The 22,411-nt window shown below is 42.3% G+C and carries 17 protein-coding genes and 1 pseudogene; 13 read left to right on the top strand and 5 right to left on the bottom strand.

The genetic code is table 11. From position 1 onward, the window contains the following. Window positions 1–290 precede the first annotated feature (290 nt). From metE to QM408_RS02515, 9 genes are all read left to right on the top strand, one after another. Window positions 291–2,540 (top strand): 5-methyltetrahydropteroyltriglutamate--homocysteine S-methyltransferase, encoded by a 2,250-nt coding sequence (gene metE / locus QM408_RS02555; RefSeq protein WP_023947864.1) that lies wholly within the window; start codon window positions 291–293, stop codon window positions 2,538–2,540. 101 nt (window positions 2,541–2,641) lie between these two features. Then, entirely contained in the window at window positions 2,642–3,508 is an 867-nt protein-coding gene (gene metF / locus QM408_RS02550) for a methylenetetrahydrofolate reductase [NAD(P)H] (RefSeq protein WP_000089967.1), read from the top strand. 451 nt (window positions 3,509–3,959) lie between these two features. Next, window positions 3,960–6,173 carry a polyribonucleotide nucleotidyltransferase gene (gene pnp, locus QM408_RS02545; protein WP_261078388.1) on the top strand — a complete coding sequence of 738 codons (2,214 nt, stop codon included), beginning with the start codon at window positions 3,960–3,962 and terminating at the stop codon, window positions 6,171–6,173. Window positions 6,174–6,188: 15 nt separating this feature from the next. After that, a complete protein-coding gene (gene cysE, locus QM408_RS02540; protein WP_061088317.1) occupies window positions 6,189–6,806 on the top strand; it encodes a serine O-acetyltransferase in 618 nt (205 codons plus the stop codon). Between the two features lie 11 nt (window positions 6,807–6,817). Further along, window positions 6,818–7,702 carry a GNAT family N-acetyltransferase gene (locus QM408_RS02535; protein WP_261078389.1) on the top strand — a complete coding sequence of 295 codons (885 nt, stop codon included), beginning with the start codon at window positions 6,818–6,820 and terminating at the stop codon, window positions 7,700–7,702. An 81-nt stretch (window positions 7,703–7,783) separates the two neighbouring features. Beyond that, a complete protein-coding gene (gene cysS / locus QM408_RS02530) occupies window positions 7,784–9,127 on the top strand; it encodes a cysteine--tRNA ligase (protein ID WP_414373484.1) in 1,344 nt (447 codons plus the stop codon). Next, the gene (locus tag QM408_RS02525; RefSeq protein WP_000567927.1) at window positions 9,120–9,506 is read left to right on the top strand and encodes a Mini-ribonuclease 3; all 387 of its coding nucleotides are present in this window, start codon (window positions 9,120–9,122) and stop codon (window positions 9,504–9,506) included. The genes cysS and QM408_RS02525 overlap by 8 nt, the downstream gene beginning before the upstream one ends. A 3-nt stretch (window positions 9,507–9,509) precedes the next feature. Further along, complete coding sequence (locus QM408_RS02520) at window positions 9,510–10,379, top strand: helix-turn-helix domain-containing protein (RefSeq protein ID WP_261056982.1); 870 nt, start codon at window positions 9,510–9,512, stop codon at window positions 10,377–10,379. 112 nt (window positions 10,380–10,491) lie between these two features. Next, window positions 10,492–11,622 carry an ABC transporter ATP-binding protein gene (locus tag QM408_RS02515; RefSeq protein ID WP_033686510.1) on the top strand — a complete coding sequence of 377 codons (1,131 nt, stop codon included), beginning with the start codon at window positions 10,492–10,494 and terminating at the stop codon, window positions 11,620–11,622. Window positions 11,623–11,717: 95 nt separating this feature from the next. Here QM408_RS02515 and QM408_RS02510 read toward each other — a convergent pair whose 3' ends face one another. The 5 genes and pseudogenes from QM408_RS02510 to QM408_RS02490 all read right to left on the bottom strand — a co-directional run bounded on the left by QM408_RS02510 (window position 11,718) and on the right by QM408_RS02490 (window position 15,976). Further along, a complete protein-coding gene (locus QM408_RS02510) occupies window positions 11,718–12,908 on the bottom strand; it encodes a ferredoxin reductase family protein (protein ID WP_237447259.1) in 1,191 nt (396 codons plus the stop codon). Window positions 12,909–13,053: 145 nt separating this feature from the next. Then, window positions 13,054–13,713 (bottom strand): amino acid ABC transporter permease, encoded by a 660-nt coding sequence (locus QM408_RS02505; protein ID WP_237447260.1) that lies wholly within the window; start codon window positions 13,711–13,713, stop codon window positions 13,054–13,056. Window positions 13,714–13,722: 9 nt separating this feature from the next. Further along, entirely contained in the window at window positions 13,723–14,400 is a 678-nt protein-coding gene (locus QM408_RS02500; protein WP_000131137.1) for an amino acid ABC transporter permease, read from the bottom strand. Window positions 14,401–14,412: 12 nt separating this feature from the next. Continuing rightward, window positions 14,413–15,207, bottom strand: a pseudogene (locus QM408_RS02495) (transporter substrate-binding domain-containing protein). 10 nt (window positions 15,208–15,217) lie between these two features. Next, window positions 15,218–15,976: an amino acid ABC transporter ATP-binding protein gene (locus tag QM408_RS02490; protein ID WP_237447261.1), complete on the bottom strand. Its 759-nt coding sequence runs from the start codon at window positions 15,974–15,976 to the stop codon at window positions 15,218–15,220. A gap of 176 nt (window positions 15,977–16,152) precedes the next feature. Here QM408_RS02490 and recJ point away from each other — a divergent pair, with 176 nt between their 5' ends. The 4 genes from recJ to QM408_RS02470 all read left to right on the top strand — a co-directional run bounded on the left by recJ (window position 16,153) and on the right by QM408_RS02470 (window position 22,407). Then, window positions 16,153–18,375, top strand: a complete 2,223-nt coding sequence (gene recJ, locus QM408_RS02485) for a single-stranded-DNA-specific exonuclease RecJ (RefSeq protein ID WP_414373480.1) — start codon at window positions 16,153–16,155, stop codon at window positions 18,373–18,375. 170 nt (window positions 18,376–18,545) lie between these two features. Further along, the gene (locus tag QM408_RS02480) at window positions 18,546–20,207 is read left to right on the top strand and encodes a ribonuclease J (RefSeq protein ID WP_237447262.1); all 1,662 of its coding nucleotides are present in this window, start codon (window positions 18,546–18,548) and stop codon (window positions 20,205–20,207) included. A 66-nt stretch (window positions 20,208–20,273) separates the two neighbouring features. Next, on the top strand, window positions 20,274–21,053 hold the full coding sequence (locus QM408_RS02475; protein ID WP_064276312.1) for an alpha/beta hydrolase: 780 nt from the start codon (window positions 20,274–20,276) through the stop codon (window positions 21,051–21,053). Between the two features lie 133 nt (window positions 21,054–21,186). Further along, the gene (locus tag QM408_RS02470; RefSeq protein WP_414373476.1) at window positions 21,187–22,407 is read left to right on the top strand and encodes a peptidoglycan bridge formation alanyltransferase MurM; all 1,221 of its coding nucleotides are present in this window, start codon (window positions 21,187–21,189) and stop codon (window positions 22,405–22,407) included. Window positions 22,408–22,411 lie beyond the last annotated feature (4 nt).

Genomic DNA, 22,411 nt, shown 5'->3' with positions numbered 1-22,411 from the left:
CTTTTCAGGGAAATATCAGAATTACAAAAGAAAAATCAACCTATAGTCTTTTCTAATAACAAGCCATAGTCACTTATAAGAATTACTAATAACGCGTTTGAAGATCCTAACTGCAATAGAGCTATAAAACAAGCTACACAAAGGATTTGAGGCATTTATTTCAAGTCTTTTTCTTTTGTTTAAAACAGAGATATAGTTTCAAACTATATCAAAGCCTAATTTTTTACAATTATACAGATGATTCCTTTTCTGTTAAGATAGTTTCAACAACAAATTTTGGAGGACACATCATGTCAACTACAATCATCGGTTTCCCTCGTTTGGGCGAATTCCGCGAATTAAAATTTACAACTGAAAAATACTTTAGAAAAGAAATCTCAGAAGAAGAACTCTTGGCAGCAGCAAAAGACTTGCGTGCTAAACACTGGAACATTGTCAAAGAAAAAGGTATCACTGAAATTCCATCAAATGACTTCTCTCACTATGACAACTTCCTAGATGCAGCCTTCCTTTTCAACGTGGTACCTGCTTCAGTTCAAAACCTGGACTTGTCTGACCTTGAGCGCTACTTCGCTTTGGGTCGTGGTTACCAAGGAGAAAAAGGGGACGTTCGCGCCCTTCCAATGAAGAAATGGTTCAATACCAACTACCACTACATCGTTCCTAAATTTGAAAAAGACACTCAAGTCAAACTTGCAGGTCACAAGATTTTTGATGAGTTCCAAGAAGCAAAAGAACTTGGATTGAGCACTCGTCCAGTTCTTGTAGGTCCATTCACTTTCCTTCAATTGTCAGACTTTGAAGAAGGCGTGAAAGCAGAAGACTTCGTAGACAGTTTAGTGGCTGCTTACCAAGAAGTTTTTGCAAAATTGGTAGAACTTGGTGCGACTCGTATCCAATTGGACGAAGCGGCTCTTGTAAAAGATTTGACAGCTGAAGAAAAAGCTCTCTTCTTGAACCTTTACAACAAACTCTTGGCTGACAAAAAAGGTCTTGAAGTCTTGCTTCAAACTTACTTCGGAGACGTTCGTGACGTTTACGCTGACCTTGTGAAATTGCCAGTAGATGCTATCGGTCTTGATTTCGTTGAAGGTAAGAAAACTCTTGAACTCGTTAAAGGTGGTTTCCCAGCTGATAAGACTCTTTATGCAGGTATTGTCAATGGTAAAAACATCTGGCGTAACAACTACGAAAAGAGCTTGGCTGTTCTTGAGCAAATTCCAGCTGAAAACATTGTCTTGACAAGCTCATGCTCACTTCTTCATGTGCCATTTACAACAGCTAATGAAGAATTTGAACCAGCTATCTTGAACCACTTTGCCTTCGCAGTTGAAAAATTAGACGAAATCCGTGATTTGGATGCTATCCGCAACGGTCAAGGAGCAGAAGCTCTTGCAGCTAACAAAGAACTCTTTGCGACTGAGCGTGTTGGTGAAAATGCAGAACTTCGTGCGCGCATCGCTGGTTTGACAGACGCTGACTACACTCGTTTGCCAGCCTTTGCAGAACGTGAAGCCATCCAAGAAGAAGCTTTCAAACTTCCAGCTCTTCCAACAACAACTATCGGTTCATTCCCTCAAACAAAAGAAGTTCGTGCTAAACGTTTGGCTTACCGTAAAGGTGAATTGTCTCAAGAAGAGTATGACGCTTTCCTTGCTGAAACGATCGATGAATGGATCAAATGGCAAGAAGATATCGATTTTGATGTCCTTGTTCACGGTGAATTTGAGCGTAATGACATGGTTGAGTACTTCGGACAAAACTTGTCAGGTTACCTCTTCTCTAAAAATGGTTGGGTACAATCATACGGTATGCGTGGGGTTAAACCACCAATCATCTGGGGTGATGTCACTCGTCTTAACCCTATCACTGTTAAATGGTCTAGCTATGCACAAAGCCGTACAAACAAACCTGTTAAAGGTATGTTGACTGGACCTGTTACCATCCTCAACTGGTCATTCCCACGTGAAGACATCTCTATCAAGGATTCTACTCTTCAAATCGCTCTTGCTATCAAGGATGAAGTGCTTGACCTTGAAGCTGCTGGTGTGAAAATCATCCAAATCGACGAAGCTGCTCTTCGTGAAAAATTGCCACTCCGTCGTAGCGACTGGTACGAAGACTACCTTGACTGGGCAATTCCTGCCTTCCGCTTGGTACACTCAACAGTAGCACCAGACACACAAATCCACACTCACATGTGTTACTCAGAATTTACAGATATCATCCCAGCTATCGATAACTTGGATGCGGACGTTATCTCGTTTGAGGCTAGCCGTTCAAATCTTGAAATCTTGGACGAACTCAAAGCGAAAAACTTCCAAACAGAAGTGGGACCTGGGGTTTACGATATCCACTCTCCTCGTGTGCCAAATGAAGGCGAAATCGACCACACAATCGAAGCCATCCTTGCTAAAGTGCCAAGCAAGAAAGTTTGGATCAACCCTGACTGTGGTTTGAAAACACGTGGTATTCCAGAAACAAAAGAAAGCTTGATCCGCCTTGTTGAAGCAGCTAAAGCTGCGCGTGAGAAATTGTAAGATAAGGATTTCTCTAGAAGCGCTGTTTGGTCAATCTGCCTGTTTCACTTGGATTCTAAGAGTCCAGCTAACGAAAAATCAACTAGAAAAGGATAATGACTATGTCACGCCAAACACCGTCACTCTCATTTGAAGTGTTCCCTCCAAACCCAGCCGTAGGTAATGATAACATTATTTCTGCTCTTCAAGATATGCAGGAGCTAGCGCCGCACTTTATCAGTGTAACTGCCAGCAATAATAAATTTAATATCAAGGAAACGACGGTTCGTTTGGCTGACTTTATCCAAAATGATTTGGCGATTCCGACTATTGCTCACTTGCCAGCTATCTATCTGACCAAGGACAAGGTTGCTGAAACTATTGCAGACTTGGACAAGGTTGGGGTGCAGAAAATCTTGGCTCTTCGTGGGGATATTATTCCTGATGTGGAACCACAAAAGGATTTCCGTTACGCAACTGACTTGATCGAGTTCATCAAGGAACAAGCCCCTCACTTTGATATTGTTGGTGCTTGTTATCCAGAAGGTCACCCTGATTCGCCAAATCAGATTTCAGATATTCAAAATCTTAAGAAGAAAGTGGATGCAGGCTGTTCGAGTCTTGTAACTCAGCTTTTCTTTGACAATGAGCGCTTCTATGATTTCCAAGACAAGTGCATCTTGGCTGGGATTGATGTTCCTATTCATGCAGGGATTATGCCAATTCTGAATCGAAATCAGGCTCTCCGCCTCTTGAAGACTTGTGAAAATATCCATCTTCCACGCAAATTTAAAGCCATCTTAGACAAGTATGAGCATGACCCTGAGTCGCTCAGAGCAGCAGGACTTGCCTATGCAGTGGACCAAATCGTGGACTTGGTAACTCAGGATGTTGCCGGTGTGCATCTCTACACTATGAACAATGCTGAAACAGCAAAATACATCCACCAAGCAACTCATGCCTTGTTTAATCATCAGTCTCTCGGATAATAAAAAGCAAACCATTCTTCTCAGGTGAGGGGAATGGTTCCTTTTTAATGGTAAAGACCGCACTTTTTAAGAAAAATATGATAAAATAGACTCTGTACGTACTTGATACAAAGATGAGGGTATAAACAGATTTTTAACTATTCAAATCTGCTATAAAAAGGAAAAATACTAAAGAATAATATTTTTAAACTTTTCAAAGTATCTAAATAGTTGAACACGGGCTAAATCCCTAGTGAAAAAGATAGATTTCCTAGTGTGCATCGCACACTGCGTCAATCGAATGCTATCTTGAGCAATTGAACCCGGCCGAAAAGCTGTGTAAAAAAGATAAACTGTCTTGTCTTCATCGAAGACTGCGTCAGTTTCCTATTTTTACTTTGCTTTTGACGTCCTTGGTATCTTGATCTTTGTAGGCAAGGCGTATAATTTCATCAATCCAAAGGGGATTAAAATGACAAAACAAGTGTTTCAAACGACTTTTGCGGGTCGTGAGTTAATTGTAGAGACTGGTCAGGTTGCTAAGCAGGCAAATGGCTCTGTTGTTGTACGTTACGGTGAGTCAACTGTCTTGACTGCAGCCGTTATGTCTAAGAAAATGGCAACTGGGGATTTCTTCCCACTTCAAGTCAACTACGAAGAAAAAATGTATGCGGCTGGGAAGTTTCCTGGTGGCTTTATGAAGCGTGAAGGACGTCCTTCAACAGATGCGACTTTGACAGCGCGTTTGATTGACCGTCCAATCCGTCCTATGTTTGCGGAAGGTTTCCGTAACGAAGTCCAAGTCATCAACACCGTGCTTTCTTATGATGAAAATGCTTCTGCACCAATGGCTGCTATGTTTGGTTCATCCTTGGCACTTTCCATTTCAGATATTCCATTTGACGGTCCAATTGCTGGGGTACAGGTGGGTTATGTAGATGGTCAAATCATCATCAACCCTACGCAAGAACAAGCAGAGCAATCTCTCCTTGAATTGACAGTAGCTGGTACCAAGCACGCCATCAACATGGTAGAGTCTGGTGCTAAAGAATTATCAGAAGAAATCATGCTGGAAGCGCTCCTTAAAGGGCACGAAGCAGTCAAAGAATTGATTGCCTTCCAAGAAGAAATCGTTGCAGCAGTCGGTAAAGAAAAAGCAGAAGTGGAATTGCTTCATGTGGACGCTGACTTGCAAGCTGAAATCATCGCAGCCTACAACAGTGACCTCCAAAAAGCGGTCCAAGTAGAAGAAAAATTGGCTCGTGAAGCTGCAACTCAAGCAGTTAAGGACCAAGTTATTTCCGTTTACGAAGAAAAATATGCGGACCATGAAGAATTTGACCGTATCATGCGAGATGTGGCTGAAATCTTGGAACAAATGGAACACGCTGAAGTGCGCCGTTTGATCACAGAAGATAAGGTACGTCCTGACGGTCGTAAGGTTGATGAAATCCGTCCTTTGGATGCGGTTGTTGACTTCCTTCCTCGTGTGCACGGCTCTGGTCTCTTCACTCGTGGACAAACTCAGGCTCTTTCAGTCTTGACTTTGGCCCCAATGGGAGAAACTCAAATCATCGATGGTTTGGATCCAGAGTACAAGAAACGCTTTATGCACCATTATAACTTCCCACAATACTCTGTAGGGGAAACTGGTCGTTACGGTGCGCCAGGTCGTCGTGAAATCGGTCACGGTGCTCTCGGTGAGCGTGCCCTTGCTCAAGTCTTGCCAAGCTTGGAGGAATTTCCATACGCTATCCGTTTGGTAGCAGAAGTCTTGGAATCAAATGGTTCTTCATCTCAAGCTTCTATCTGTGCGGGAACTCTTGCCCTTATGGCTGGTGGTGTGCCAATCAAGGCGCCAGTAGCAGGGATTGCCATGGGTCTTATTTCAGATGGAAACAACTATACAGTATTGACAGATATCCAAGGTTTGGAAGATCACTTTGGAGATATGGACTTTAAGGTTGCAGGTACTCGTGACGGGATTACAGCCCTACAAATGGATATCAAGATTCAAGGGATCACTGCAGAAATCTTGACTGAAGCCCTTGCCCAAGCCAAGAAAGCTCGTTTTGAAATCCTTGATGTGATTGAAACAACCATTCCAGAAGTTCGTCCAGAATTGGCTCCAACTGCTCCGAAAATTGATACCATCAAGATTGATGTGGATAAAATCAAGATTGTCATCGGTAAGGGTGGAGAAACCATCGACAAGATTATCGCTGAAACAGGCGTTAAGATTGATATCGACGAAGAAGGAAATGTGTCTATCTACTCTAGTGACCAAGATGCTATTAACCGTGCCAAAGAAATCATTGCTGGTTTGGTTCGTGAAGCCAAAGTGGATGAAGTTTACCGTGCTAAGGTTGTTCGTATCGAGAAATTTGGTGCCTTTGTCAACCTCTTTGATAAGACAGATGCCCTTGTTCATATCTCGGAGATGGCTTGGACACGTACCAATAATGTCGAAGACTTAGTAGCAATCGGGGATGAAGTTGATGTTAAGGTTATCAAGATTGATGAAAAAGGACGTGTGGATGCTTCTATGAAAGCTCTTCTTCCTCGTCCTCCAAAACTTGAACGTGATGAAAAAGGCGAAAAGTCTGAGAGACCTCACCGCCCACGTCATCATAAGGATCACAAACCTAAGAAAGAATTTACAGAAACACCAAAAGATTCAGAATAAGAAAAGGAGAAATGTATGGGATGGTGGCGCGAAACCATTGATATCGTAAAAGAAAATGATCCAGCGGCCCGCACCACTTTGGAGGTTTTGCTGACTTATCCAGGTGTCAAGGCCTTGGCGGCCCACCGTCTCTCGCATTTTCTCTGGAAGCATGGCTTTAAACTCTTGGCGCGTATGCACAGCCAGTTTTGGCGCTTTTGGACTCAAATTGAGATTCATCCAGGTGCCCAGATTGATTCAGGTGTCTTTATCGACCATGGCTCTGGTTTGGTGATTGGGGAGACAGCTATTGTTGAAAAAGGTGTTCTCCTTTATCACGGAGTGACTCTTGGGGGAACAGGGAAAGACTGTGGCAAACGCCATCCAACCGTGCGAAAGGGAGCACTCATATCAGCCCATGCCCAAGTTATCGGACCAGTAGAAATCGGTGAAAATGCCAAGGTCGGTGCTGCAGCAGTTGTTGTAGCAGACGTACCTAGTGATGTGACGGTTGTCGGTATTCCTGCTAAGATTGTCCGTGTACATGGTAAAAAGGATGAGCCGGTCATTCACGAAGTCGAAGAAAAACGAGAGTACTACGTCAATAAACTCGAGCAGGCTAAAGAAGCCAGTCACAGATCGTCTGGTTTGTAGAGGATAGCTATATGATTCAAGCAAGAAACAAGTTAAGCCAAGAGGAGTTATCTGAGGCGAAAAAACTAATTAACTGTTGCCAAAACTATGACGGTACCTATCGTGATCCCTATCTCTCTAACATGCTTAATTTTGACCCAAACATGCCCGCCTTTTTCCTTTATTATGAAAAAGGCGAACTTGTTGGTTTATTAACTGTCTATGCAGATGACCAAGATGTGGAAGTGACGATACTGGTTCATCCAGGTTATCGACATCAGGGGATTGCGCGTGCATTGTTTACTAGTTTTGAGAGAGAAACAGCTTCTTTTCCTATTCGTTCAGTGACTTTTCAGACAGAACGTATTTTTCTAGAACGTCATCCTGATTTTGTCAGCAACTGGGGATTGGTCGAGGATGAAGAGACAGAAACTTGGTTAGGTAAGGATAGAAGACCTTATCCGTTAGCAAAGATTTCCAATCTTGAAGTTTTGTTAGCAGATAGTTCGTATCAGGATCAAATTACTCAGTTAAAATTTCAGGCATTCTCAGAGGAACATGAGTCTAGAGAGATTGTGGATAGATATGTCGCTGAAGCTCTGAAGGATCCAGAAAGTCGCTTATATATTTTGTTAAAAGACGGTCAGGTTATTGGAACTTGCACGGTAGATTTATCGACTAATACGAATTACTTCTACGGGTTAGCAATATCTGAACCTGAACGTGGGAAAGGCTATGGAAGCTACTTAGCAAAATCCCTTGTCAACCAATTAATTGAGCAAAATGACAAGGAATTTCAGATTGCAGTAGAGGACAGCAATGTAGGTGCCAAGCGCTTGTATGAAAAAATTGGCTTTGTCAAACAGACCCAGGTGGTTTATCTGAATGAGAAAGGAGCAAGGGATTCCGAAGTGTAGAGACATTCGGACTGAAATTCAATTGAACTCTTAGTGATGAAACTAATTGTTCTTGGATTTTGGATTTCCTGACTATGATTTATGATTAAAATCTATGACACTATGTCTCGTGATTTGCGAGAATTTGTCCCGATTGAGGACGGCAAGGTCAAGATGTATGTTTGTGGGCCAACCGTGTATAACTATATCCACGTGGGGAATGCCCGTTCAACGGTGGCTTTTGATACGATTCGACGTTATTTTGAGTACCGTGGTTTTGAGGTTACCTATATTTCCAATTTCACAGATGTGGATGATAAGATTATCAACCGTGCCAAGGAAGAAGGGATCACGCCTCAGGAGGTTGCGGACAAGTACATCGTTGCCTTTCGTGAGGATGTGACGGCCTTGGGCGTCAAACCTGCGACTCGCCATCCGCGTGTGGTGGAGTTTATGGCTGACATCATCCGCTTTGTGGAAGACTTGATTGGAAAAGGCTTTGCCTACGAGAGTCAAGGAGATGTCTATTTCCGTGTGGAAAAATCTCATAACTATGCCCAGTTGGCCAATAAAACCTTGGAAGATTTGGAGCTAGGTGCTTCAGGTCGTACTGATGAAGAAACAGCTCGCAAGGAAAATCCTGTGGACTTTGCCCTTTGGAAAGCTGCTAAATCAGGTGAGATTTCTTGGGATAGCCCTTGGGGACCTGGTCGTCCGGGCTGGCATATTGAGTGTTCAGTCATGTCGACAGAGATTTTGGGCGACACCATTGATATCCACGGTGGTGGAGCTGACCTAGAGTTTCCTCACCATACCAATGAAATTGCCCAGTCAGAAGCCAAAACAGGCAAGATCTTTGCTAACTACTGGATGCACAATGGCTTTGTCAATATCGACAATGTCAAGATGTCTAAGTCTTTGGGCAACTTTATAACCGTACACGATGCCCTTAAAACTCTTGATGGCCAAGTGCTTCGTTTCTTCTTTGCGACACAACATTACCGCAAGCCAATCAACTTTACGGAAAAGGCAGTGCGAGACGCCGAGACCAATCTCAAGTATTTGAAAAACACCTATGAGCAACCATTTACTGGAACTGTAGATGCTCAAGAGTTGCAAGCTTTTAAAGATAAGTTTGTAGCAGCAATGGATGAAGATTTTAACGCGGCAAATGGAATCACAGTAGTCTTTGAAATGGCCAAGTGGATCAATTCTGGCAACTATGATACAAGTGTTAAGGAAGCTCTTGCGGCTATGTTAGAGGTCTTTGGAATTGTCTTTATTGAGGAAGTTTTGGATGCAGAGATTGAAGACTTGATCCAAAAACGCCAAGAAGCGCGTGCCAATCGTGACTTTGCGACAGCGGACCAGATCCGTGACCAATTGGCTGCTCGAGGGATTAAGCTCCTTGACACCAAAGATGGAGTGAGGTGGACACGTGATTGATGTCAATCTCATTAACGGGATTGCGCTAGCCTTTGAAGGAGATGCGGTGTATTCTATGTATATACGTCGTCACCTCATTTTAAAAGGTATGACCAAACCCAATAAACTCCACCAAGAAGCGACCAAGTATGTGTCAGCCAAGGCTCAGGCTCGCCTGATTTCCCTTATGTTAGAGGAGCAGGTTTTAACAGAAAAAGAAGAAGAAATCTACAAACGTGGTCGCAATACCAATAGTCACACCAAGGCCAAAAATGCTGATGTGGTGACTTACCGTATGTCCACAGGTTTTGAAGCAGTGATGGGCTATCTCCATATGACTGAAAATCTGGAACGTCTTGAGAGCTTGATTTCGTGGTGCATCCAAAAAGTGGAGGGCTAGGAAATGATGGCGAAAGAACTACAAGACTGGTTTCCTGAAGCTCAGATTTCAGATCAACCAGTAGAGAAAGAGGGTTATCTAACTCTTCCTTTAGCTTCTCAGCAGTGGATTTTGCTGGAGGAAGCTGAGCTCAGCGAGCGTGAAAAGCAGTTGGTTGCCCTTTTAACCCAGCAGGAGCAGGCTCGTTCGCTCAATCCTTGGTATTCTTATCTGGTTGAGGGGAAGGGACAGGCACCACAAGCTTTTAAAAAGATTCAGTTGGTTTATTGTCATCTTTCCTATTTCCAACAGGAAAATCTAGCTTCTTGGCTGGATATGATGCGGACTCTATTTCCTAACTGTCAGACAGTGCTTCAGGTAGGAGCTCAGGATTATGTTTTCGTACTTCAACAAGATAAATACACTTCTGTACGAGCTATTTTAAGTGATACGATTGAAGCGGTTGAGTATGACTTTGGACTTCGTCTGTCAATCATGTTGGGCCAGGTTTGGTCTCAGACAGGACATCAAGCCCTATCAGACTTAATCAAAGCAGAGCGCGATTTGTTTAAGACTTGGTGGCGTCATGGTCACCAAGGTGTTCATACTTTTTCTCAGCTCTATCTTTGGAGTATAGGAGAAAGACTCGTGGACTTGAAGGCAATCAAGGAATGTCTACATCAGATGATTTTGGATCAAGATCAGATTCAGGAAATCATTCTCTCTCTTTGGGAAAATAGTGCTGTTCTCACTAAAACAGCCCAGCAACTCTATCTGCACCGCAATTCTCTCCAATATAAGATTGATAAATGGGAAGAATTGACAGGGCTACAGTTGAAAGAACTGACTGACTTGACCCTGTGTTATCAATTGATTTTACCAGATATTCTCTAAAGTTTTGTGCAAGTTGCACAGAACTTTTTTATTTTTTTGGTCACCTTGCCATAGAAATGTAAAGCGTTTTCATCTATAATAAAACTATCAAAAGACAAAAGGAGTTCACCTCATGGTAGAATTGAATCTTAAAAACATTTACAAAAAATATCCAAACAGCGAACACTATTCAGTTGAAGACTTCAACTTGGACATCAAAGACAAAGAATTTATCGTTTTCGTAGGTCCTTCAGGATGTGGTAAATCAACAACTCTTCGTATGATTGCTGGTCTTGAAGACATCACAGAAGGTACTGCATCTATCGATGGCGTGGTTGTCAACGACGTAGCTCCAAAAGACCGTGACATCGCCATGGTATTCCAAAACTACGCTCTTTACCCACACATGACTGTTTATGACAACATGGCTTTCGGTTTAAAATTGCGTAAATACAGCAAGGAAGACATCGATAAACGTGTGCAAGAAGCAGCTGCAATCCTCGGTTTGAAAGAATTCTTGGATCGTAAACCAGCTGACCTTTCAGGTGGTCAACGTCAACGTGTTGCCATGGGTCGTGCCATCGTCCGTGATGCAAAAGTATTCTTGATGGACGAACCTTTGTCAAACTTGGATGCAAAACTTCGTGTATCTATGCGTGCTGAAATCGCTAAAATCCACCGTCGTATCGGAGCTACAACTATCTACGTAACTCACGACCAAACAGAAGCGATGACACTTGCAGACCGTATCGTTATCATGTCAGCAACTAAAAACCCTGCTGGTACAGGTACTATCGGACGTGTAGAACAAATCGGTACACCTCAAGAAGTTTACAAAAACCCAGTTAACAAATTCGTAGCAGGATTCATCGGAAGCCCAGCTATGAACTTCATCAACGTGAAATTGGTTGGTAGCGAAATTATTTCTGACGGTTTCCGTTTGAAAGTTCCAGAAGGAGCATTGAAAGTTCTTCGTGAAAAAGGCTATGAAGGTAAAGAATTGATCTTCGGTATCCGTCCAGAAGATGTGAATGCAGAACCTGCTTTCCTTGAAACATTCCCAGAATCAGTTGTCAAAGCTACTATCTCTGTATCAGAATTGCTTGGTTCAGAATCTCACCTATACTGCCAAGTTGGTAAAGACGAATTTGTTGCCAAAGTTGATGCTCGTGACTACTTGCAAACAGGTGCAACAGTTGAACTTGGTTTTGACTTGAACAAAGCACACTTCTTCGATGTAGAAACTGAAAAAACAGTCTACTAAGATAAATGAAACACAAAACACTGCTAGAAATCTGGCAGTGTTTTTTTGCGGTTGCGTAAAAAAACTCCTAGGAAATTCCAGGAGAGTATGAGTGGTTATTTGAACTTGAATCCTTCGTAAATAAGCTCTGCTTTTGGATTTTGTTTCTTAATCTGTTTGGCAAGTAATTTCATCATAGAAAGGGGACCACACATATAGACGGTTGCCTGTTCGGGTACTTCTTTTTGTTCAAAATTAAGATAGCCGTCTTTCCTACTGTCTACTAGATGGAGTTCAAAATTAGGATTTTTCTGAGCATAGTCATGGAGCAAATCTATATAAACTGTATTTTCCTCTCCACGGAAGCTATAGTAGAAGTGAGCCTGTTTATCTAAAATAGGATGTTCACGGATGTAAGAGATGAAGGGGGTAATCCCAATACCTCCAGCAATCCAAACCTGATTTTCTCGTCCTTCTTCTATGATCATGTGTCCGTAAGCTCTATCTACAGTTACTTTGCTGCCGACTTGAAGATTATCATAGATATTCTTGGTATGGTCGCCTGAATTTTTAACAGTAAAGTAAAGAGTTTGACCGTGACCTCCTGATATAGAAAAGGGATGTGGAGCACTTTCAAAACCTTCTTGGAAAATCTTTAGGAAGGCAAATTGTCCTGCTTGATAGTTGAAAGGTCTGTTAAGATGGATTTGAATTTCTCTAGTATCGTGGTTTAAGCGTTTGAGATTGGTAATTTTCCCTAGATAGGGAAAGGAAATCTTTTGATAAAGGAAGATGATATAAAAACCAGCTAGTAAGCCTAAAAGGGCATAGCTACCAACAAGAAAACTTAGGAGATTAAATGTAAGGAGGCGATTGCCCATCATCATGTAGATGTGAAAGAGTCCGAAAATATAAGCTAGGTAAACTAGACGGTGAATCCATCGCCAAGCTTCGTATTGGATGTATTTGCCTAAATAGGCGACAAGGATGATGCTGATAAAGATATAGATTGCAAGATTGCCAAACTGAGCAGCTAAGCGAGAGCCCCACAAACCGCCCATACTAAAGTTATGAAAGATGAGTAGAATGATGGAGAGAAAGGCTGTGAATTTGTGGACAGTATAGACCTTCTCCAAACCGTGAAACCAGCTTTCTAGTAGTGGGAGACGAGTGGCGAGGATAAAGGTCAGAGATAGGCTTGTTAAAGCTAGTCCTGGAATCATGAATTGGGGAGAAGTGTTCATCCAAGCAAAAAGAGTCAAGATAAAACTAGCTATGATAAAGAGTAGTCCTTTGATTGATTTCATAGAAAATTCCATTTCATTTAGATTTTGATTTGTTGTAAATAAATTTGTTACATTTTATCATAGAAAAAGTATAGTGTCAAATTGATGTCTATAAATGTTTACTCTCATCAAAAAACTCTCCAATTGTGAACTGGAGAGCTGTTTTTTATTCTGTAGCTTGTTGCCAACGTTTTGCTAGCATATGAGACAGGCTAGAAATTGCTAGGTTAAAGCTGAAGTAGATGAGGGCAATCAGGATATAAAGACTGAAGACCTGCTCTGGTTCGAAATAACGGCCCATGAGAATTTGGCTGGCTCCAAAGAGTTCTTGTAGGGCGATAACAGAGTAGAGAAGACTGGTATCCTTAATCACGGTTACAAACTGAGAAATGATGGCTGGCAACATTTTACGGATAGCTTGTGGGAGAATGATGTAGTAGAGGATTTGGGCTGAGGTGAAGCCTTGTGACATTCCTGCTTCGTACTGTCCCTTGTCTACGGCGTTGAGACCGCCTCGGATAATCTCAGCCAAGGCTGCTGAGGTAAAGAGGGTGAAGGCTGTAATACCTGCTGGAGTAGATTTCATCTTGAAAACCAAAAAGATGGTGAAAATCCAGAGGAGGTTGGGAACATTACGCACAAACTCGATGTAAATGCTGGAGATGATTCGTAAGACAGGATTTTTGCCATTTCTCATGACGGCTAGCACCGTTCCGATAAGGGTAGAGAGGACGATAGCGATTAGAGAAATGTAGAGGGTCAAGCCAAATCCTTTAAAGATAAAGACTAGGTTATCTGGGGTCAAAACTTCTAAAATGGATTCCATAGTAACCTCCTAAAGTGAATAGGCTTTTTTGTTGGCCTGCTCCATCTTGCGACCAAACTGGGCAACAGGGAAGCAAAGAGAGAAGTAGAGCAGGGCAGCGCCTAAAAATGCTGGAATGTAGTTTCCGTTAAGTGCTGACCAAGACTTGGTCACAAACATCAAGTCCACTCCAGAGATGATGGCAACTGTAGAGGTGTTCTTGATGAGGTTGACGATTTGGTTGGTCAAAGGAGGGAGAATGATACGAAAGGCCTGAGGCAAGATAATCAAGCGCATGGCACTGATATAGGTAAAACCTTGCGACAGGGCGGCCTCCATCTGACCGCTAGGAATAGACTGAATGCCTGAGCGAATAACCTCAGCGATATAGGCGCCGTGATAGAGTCCCACGCAGAGAACAGCTGTCCAATAAATCGGAATCATGATGATATGGTCACTGATAAGAGGTAGGCCATAAAAAACGATAACAAACTGCACCAAAAGGGGAGTATTTTGGTAAAATTCGACAAAGATACGAGCTAAAATGCGCAAAATTGGACGTTTGCTGGTTGACATAGCTCCAAAGAAGATGCCCAAAACCATGGCGAGGATAAAGGATCCAATTGCTAGGGCAAGGGTGAAGAGGAAACCATTGAAAAATTGTCCAAAATCCTGAAAATAGGCTGTCCAAGATGATAAATCTGTCATGGGGTATCCTCCTTAATCTGCAGTATGGCTAGATGGTTTGAGCTTGTAACGGTCATAAAGTTTCTGCAAACTACCATCCTTGCTCCATTTAGTAACCAAGTTATCAAGATAATTGTTTAGCTCGGTATTTGATTTCTTGGTAACGATACCGTAGTCAGATGGCTTGAAACTATCATCTAGTAGTACTGTGCGCTTACTGATGTAGCCAGATAGGATAGAGCGGTCAACGGAAAAGGCATCAATTCGATGAGCGTGAAGGGACGTAATCAATTATGGGTAGGAACCAAGTTCGACGAATTTAAAGGTTAAACCTTTCTTTTTACCCAGTTCAGTAATCAGGCGTTGGGTGATGGAACCTTGGGCAACACCGATAGTTTTGCCGTTTAGGTCCTCAATGCTTTTGATTTTGGCAGACTTATTGACCAAAAAGCCAGAAGCGTCGGTGTAGTAAGGGCTGGTGAAGTTGTAGAGTTTTTTGCGTTCATCTGTGATGGTAAAGGTCGCGATATCCATATCGACCTGTTCATTGTCTAGAAGGGGTCCGCGAGTTTGTGCTGTAACCGGCACATAACGAACCTTGACTTTGAGTTCATCAGCTACCATCTTGGCCAAGTCGGTTTCGATACCAGAATAGGTCCCTGTCTTGGGATCCTTGTAGCCGAAGTTGGGAACGTCTTGTTTCACACCGACAACCAGCTCGCCTCTCTTTTGAATGTCTGTGACACTGGTATCAGCCTGAACTGGTTTTGCAGCAGCAAGGCCGAAAAGGCTAATCAATAATGCGGATAGAAAGAATTTCTTTTTCATAGGCGCCTCCTTATTTGACTTTGTCACTTTCGTGGTTGATGATTTTGCTGAGGAATTGTTGGGCACGAGGTTCGCTTGGATTGTCGAAAAAGTCATCAACATCTGTCGTATCCACCAAAACCTCTCCGTCAGCCATAAAGATGATGCGGTCAGCAACTTCACGGGCGAAGCCCATTTCATGGGTCACGACAATCATATTCATACCATCGTGGGCTAATTTTTGCATAACTGCCAGAACATCGCCGATGGTTTCAGGGTCAAGAGCAGATGTTGGCTCATCAAAGAGGAGGAGTTCAGGATGCATAGCGAGTCCACGTGCGATGGCAATCCGTTGTTTTTGTCCACCAGATAGCATGGCTGGATAAGAATCTTTCTTGTCCCACATATTTACAAATTCCAGATATTTTTGGGCTGTTTTTTCAGCTTCTTTTTTATCAATTCCTAGAACTTTTATGGGTGCGAGTGTTACGTTTTCTAACACCGTTTTGTGTGGATAGAGGTTAAAATGCTGGAAAACCATGCCAACTTCTTTACGAAGAGGCACCAAATCTTTCTGGTTGGCACCAGCAACTTGGTGACCATTTACTAGAAGACTTCCCTTGTCGATAGCCTCTAAACCATTAATCGTACGGATAAGAGTGGACTTCCCAGAACCAGAAGGTCCAAGGAGTACAACGACTTGCCCTTTTTCAAAACGGAGATTGATGTCGCGGAGTGCGTGGTAGTCTCCGTAATATTTTTCGACGTGTTCAAATTCTACTAAAGCCATAAGAAATCTCCTTTGTGTTAGATTTTATAACATGATTCTACACCAAAAGATTTTTCTTGTCAAATCATATCAGAAAAAAGTTAGTAAAATTTTTGTAGAAAGCAATCAGGATAGAGAAAAAGCCTAAATCATGTTATAATGAAGCAATAGAATTCTTAGAAAGAGTGGATGTCTTGTTGATAACACCTACTTATGAATGGCAGTTTGCCCCGCAAGTAGAAGATGCGGATTTTACAAAGATAGCCAAGAAGGCTGGACTGGGTCCTGAGGTGGCTCGGTTATTATTTGAAAGAGGGATTCAGGACCAAGAAAGTCTAAAGAAGTTCTTAGAACCTTCTTTGGAAGACTTGCACGATCCCTATCTGCTCCATGATATGGACAAGGCAGTAGAACGGATTCGTCAGGCCATTGAAGAAGGGGAAAATATTCTCATCTATGGAGACTATGATGCGGATGGTATGACTTCGGCTTCTATTGTGAAGGAAAGTTTGGAACAGCTTGGTGCTGAGTGCCGGGTTTATCTGCCCAATCGTTTTACCGACGGTTATGGACCTAATGCCAGTGTTTATAAATATTTTATCGAGCAAGAAGGAATTTCCTTGATTGTGACAGTGGACAATGGGGTTGCGGGTCACGAGGCTATTGAATTGGCCCAGTCTATGGGAGTAGATGTCATTGTGACTGACCACCATTCTATGCCTGAAACCTTACCAGATGCCTATGCTATTGTCCATCCTGAACATCCTGATGCGGACTATCCTTTCAAATATTTGGCTGGTTGTGGAGTGGCCTTCAAGCTGGCTTGTGCCCTTTTAGAAGAAGTGCAAGTGGAACTACTGGATTTGGTTGCAATCGGAACCATTGCAGATATGGTGAGTCTGACGGATGAAAATCGTATCTTGGTTCAGTATGGTCTGGAAATGTTGGGGCATACTCAGCGTATTGGCCTACAAGAAATGCTGGACATAGCTGGGATTGCTGCTAATGAAGTGACAGAAGAGACAGTCGGTTTCCAGATTGCCCCTCGTTTAAATGCCTTGGGCCGCTTGGATGATCCCAATCCTGCCATTGATTTGCTGACTGGGTTTGATGATGAGGAGGCGCATGAGATTGCTCTCATGATTCACCAGAAAAATGAAGAGCGCAAGGAAATTGTCCAGTCTATCTATGAAGAAGCAAAGACCATGGTGGATTCTGAGAAGAAGGTCCAGGTCTTGGCCAAGGAAGGCTGGAATCCTGGGGTTCTAGGAATCGTGGCTGGTCGTTTGTTGGAAGAATTGGGACAGACAGTCATCGTTCTTAATATAGAAGACGGTCGTGCCAAGGGAAGTGCTCGTAGTGTGGAAGCGGTCGATATTTTTGAAGCCCTAGATCCCCATCGCGACCTCTTTATCGCCTTTGGTGGCCATGCTGGTGCAGCGGGTATGACGCTGGAAGTTGAGAAACTTTCAGATTTATCTCAGGTCTTGGAAGATTATGTCCGTGAAAAAGGCGCAGATGCTGGAGGTAAGAACAAGTTAAATCTAGATGAAGAGCTGGATTTGGAGACTTTGAGTCTTGAAACAGTCAAGAACTTTGAACGTTTAGCTCCCTTTGGAATGGACAACCAGAAACCCGTCTTTTATATCAAGGATTTTCAGGTCGAAAGTGCCCGTACCATGGGGGCAGGCAATGCCCATCTCAAGCTGAAAATTTCTAAGGGTGAGGCTAGTTTTGAAGTGGTGGCCTTCGGTCAAGGTAGATGGGCAACAGAATTTGCTCAAACCAAGAATCTAGAGTTGGCAGTCAAATTGTCTGTCAATCAATGGAATGGCCAAACTGCCCTCCAGTTGATGATGGTGGATGCACGCGTGGAGGGTGTTCAGCTCTTTAACATCCGTGGAAAGAATGCCACCTTGCCAGAGGGAGTTCCAGTCTTGGATTTTGCTGGAGAAGTGCCAGATTTAGTGACTAGTGAAGCGGTTGTTGTGAAAACAATTCCTGAGGATATGACCCTGCTAAAGACCATTTTTCAAAAGCAGAATTTCTCTGCGGTCTATTTCAAAAATGATATTGACAAGGCCTACTATCTGACGGGATATGGGACTAGAGAGCAGTTTGCAAAATTGTACAAGACTATCTACCAGTTCCCAGAGTTTGATATTCGCTACAAACTGAAGGATTTGGCTACTTATCTCAATATCCAACAAATCTTGCTGGTCAAAATGATTCAAGTATTTGAAGAGCTAGGCTTTGTGACCATCAAAGATGGTGTCATGACAGTGAATAAAGAGGCTGAAAAGCGTGATATAGCTGAGAGTCAGATTTACCAAAATCTCAAACAAACCGTCAAAGACCAAGAAATGATGGCGCTGGGTACCGTGCAAGAAATTTATGACTTTTTAATGGAAAAAGAGTAGATGATAGGAAAGAGTTGGGAAACCAGCTCTTTTTTGAAAACAAATCTTCATTTTGAAAATCATTAAAAAAATGGTATAATGGTAGGAAAAGATTCGGCTAAAAGTAGTGCTTTTAGAATAAGAGGGTAAGTAACCCTATAATCAAGATAAACTAAGCTTTCGGAGGAAAAATGAGTAATATCAGTTTAACAACACTTGGCGGTGTGCGTGAAAACGGGAAAAATATGTATATCGCTGAAATCGATGGGTCTATTTTCGTTTTGGATGCAGGTCTTAAATACCCTGAAAATGAACAACTAGGGGTGGACGTGGTCATTCCCAATATGGACTATCTTTTTGAAAATAGCGATCGTATCGCTGGGGTCTTCTTGACCCACGGCCATGCGGATGCCATTGGTGCTCTGCCTTATCTCTTGGCTGAAGCCAAGGTACCTGTATTTGGCTCTGAGTTGACCATTGAGTTGGCAAAACTCTTTGTCAAAGGAAATGACACAGTTAAGAAATTTAATGATTTTCATGTTATCGATGAGGATACGGAGATTGATTTTGGCGGGACTGTGGTGTCCTTCTTCCGTACGACCCACTCTATCCCAGAAAGTCTGGGTGTGGTCTTGAAGACAGCTGAAGGTAGCATCGTTTATACAGGTGACTTCAAATTTGACCAGACAGCTAGTGAATCTTATGCCACAGACTTTGCTCGTTTGGCAGAAATCGGTCGTGATGGAGTTCTAGCTCTTCTTAGCGATTCAGCCAATGCGGACAGTAATATCCAAGTGGCTAGCGAAAGTGAAGTTGGGGACGAGATCACTCAAACCATTTCGGACTGGGATGGTCGTATCATTGTTGCAGCAGTAGCCAGCAACCTCTCTCGTATCCAGCAGGTGTTTGACGCTGCGGATGCAACAGGCCGTCGTGTGGTCTTGACAGGATTCGATATTGAAAATATCGTCCGCACTGCTATTCGTCTTAAGAAATTGTCTCTAGCTAACGAAAGTCTTTTGATTAAACCAAAAGATATGTCTCGTTTTGAGGACCATGAGTTGATTATTCTTGAGACAGGCCGTATGGGTGAGCCTATCAACGGTCTTCGTAAAATGTCGATTGCTCGTCACCGTTATGTGGAAATTAAGGATGGTGACTTGGTCTATATCGTAACGACTCCGTCTATCGCCAAAGAGGCGGTCATGGCGCGTGTGGAGAACATGATTTACCAAGCTGGCGGGGTTGTCAAACTGATCACTCAAAGCTTGCGTGTGTCAGGTCACGGAAATGCGCGTGATTTGCAGTTGATGATTAACCTCTTGCAACCCAAGTATCTCTTCCCAATTCAAGGAGAATACCGTGAGTTGGATGCTCATGCTAAGGCTGCTATGGCAGTAGGTATGTTGCCAGAACGCATTTTCATCCCTAAAAAGGGAACAAGCATGGCTTATGAGAATGGCGATTTTGTCCCAGCTGGCGCGGTTTCGGCAGGGGATGTCTTGATTGACGGGAATGCCATTGGTGATGTTGGTAATGTGGTTCTTCGTGACCGTAAGGTCTTGTCAGAAGATGGAATTTTCATCGTCGCAATCACCGTTAACCGTCGTGAGAAGAAAATTGTGGCCAAGGCTCGTGTTCACACGCGTGGATTTGTTTATCTCAAGAAGAGCCGTGATATTCTCCGTGAAAGTTCAGAATTGATTAATCAGACGGTAGAAGACTATCTTCAAGGAGATGACTTTGACTGGGCAGATCTTAAAGGGAAGGTTCGTGATAATCTGACCAAGTATCTCTTTGATCAAACTAAGCGTCGTCCAGCTATTTTACCAGTAGTCATGGAAGCAAAATAAGCGATGAAATAAACGGAGAGAAAGTCGAATTTCGGCTTTTTCTTATAGAAAAATAGAGGAAAAATTATGGCAGTAATGAAAATCGAGTATTACTCACAAGTTTTGGATATGGAGTGGGGAGTGAATGTCCTCTATCCTGATGCTAATCGAGTGGAAGAACCAGAGTGTAAAGATATTCCAGTCTTGTACCTCTTGCACGGGATGTCTGGTAATCATAATAGTTGGCTCAAGCGGACCAATGTAGAACGCTTGCTTCGAGGAACCAATCTCATCGTCGTCATGCCCAATACCAGCAACGGTTGGTATACCGATACCCAATATGGTTTTGACTATTACACAGCTCTAGCAGAGGAATTGCCAGAGGTTCTGAAACGCTTCTTCCCTAATATGACTAGCAAGCGTGAAAAGACCTTTATCGCTGGCCTTTCTATGGGAGGCTACGGCTGTTTCAAATTGGCTCTTGCTACAAATCGTTTTTCTCATGCGGCTAGTTTTTCAGGTGCTCTTAGCTTTCAAGATTTTTCTCCTGAGAGCCAAGATTTGGGAACACCAGCTTATTGGAGAGGTGTTTTTGGAGAGATTAAAGACTGGACAGCTAGTCCTTATTCTCTTGAAAGTCTGGCTAAAAAATCGGATAAAAAGACCAAACTTTGGGCTTGGTGTGGCGAGCAGGATTTCTTGTACGAAGCCAATAATCTAGCAGTGAAAAATCTCAAAAAATTAGGTTTTGATGTGACCTATAGCCATAGTGCTGGAACTCACGAATGGTACTACTGGGAAAAACAATTGGAACGGTTCTTAGCAACCCTACCAATCGATTTCAAATTAGAAGAGAGATTAAGCTAGTTTAGTTTGTATTACTCTTTCAATAACCATGTCTTCTATGGAATAGAAACTAAAATATGTTTTTACTAGACTTTCTAAACAAAAATAGTAGAATAGTAGTTAAATTCTATTATTGTTGGAAAGAGAGTAAGAGATGTATCGTTATCAAATTGGCATTCCCACATTAGAATATGATCAGTTTGTTAAAGAACATGAATTAGTCAATGTATTACAAAGTAGTGCTTGGGAAGAGGTTAAGTCTGATTGGCAACATGAAAAGTTTGGCGCCTACCGAGGAGATAAATTACTGGCTACAGCTAGTATTTTGATTAAAACTCTTCCTCTAGGTTATAGAATGTTTTATATCCCAAGAGGTCCTGTATTAGATTATAAGGATGCTGAACTCTTGAACTTTGTTCTTCAATCCATTAAGTCCTATGCTCGAAGCAAGAGAGCGATTTTTGTGATTTTTGACCCAAGTATTTGCCTATCGCAAAGTTCAATCAAGCATGAAAAAATAGAATATCCTGAAAATATGGCTATTATTGAAAATTTGCAAAGAATGGGAGTAAGGTGGTCAGGAAAGACCGATGGAATGGGAGATACCATTCAGCCTCGTATTCAGGCAAAAGTATACAAGGAAAATTTTACAGAAGATAAACTTTGCAAGTCAACAAAACAAGCTATTCGATCCGCTCGAAATAAGGGTGTAGAGATTCAGATTGGTAGAGATGAATTGTTAGAATCTTTCTCGTTTTTGATGAAAAAAACTGAGAAGCGAAAAGATATCCATTTGAGGAATGAAGCCTATTATAAAAAATTGTTAGATAATTTTAAGGACAAGGCCTACATTACGCTGGCTACTCTGGATATCGCTAAGCGTTTACGAGAATTAGAAGAACAGTTAGCGAAAAACTTAGCGTTGGAAGAGGCGTTTACTGAGTCGACTCGAACTTCAAAAGTAGAAGCCCAGAAGAAGGAAAAAGAGCGTTTGGTAGAAGAAAGAGATTTCTTGCAGGAATATATAGATGCAGGTCAAGCAAGAGTTCCTTTAGCGGCTACCTTGACTTTAGAATTCGGACAAACTTCTGTCAATCTATACGCAGGAATGGATGAAGATTTTAGACGATATAAAGCCCCTATTTTGACTTGGTATGAGACAGCTCAATATTCCTTTGAACGTGGCATTTTATGGCAAAATTTAGGAGGCGTCGAGAATGCTTTAGATGGTGGACTCTATCGTTTTAAAGCTAATTTTAATCCAACGATTGAAGAATACTTGGGTGAATTTACAATGCCTACCCATCCTCTCTATCCTCTGTTAAGACTTGCTCTTGATTTCCGTAAAACATTAAGAAAAAAACATAGAAAGTAAGTAT

Source organism: Streptococcus mitis, from assembly GCF_047464965.1.
Classification (GTDB): Bacteria; Bacillota; Bacilli; order Lactobacillales; family Streptococcaceae; genus Streptococcus; species Streptococcus mitis_DU.
This window is presented reverse-complemented; position numbering and strand designations above follow the sequence as displayed.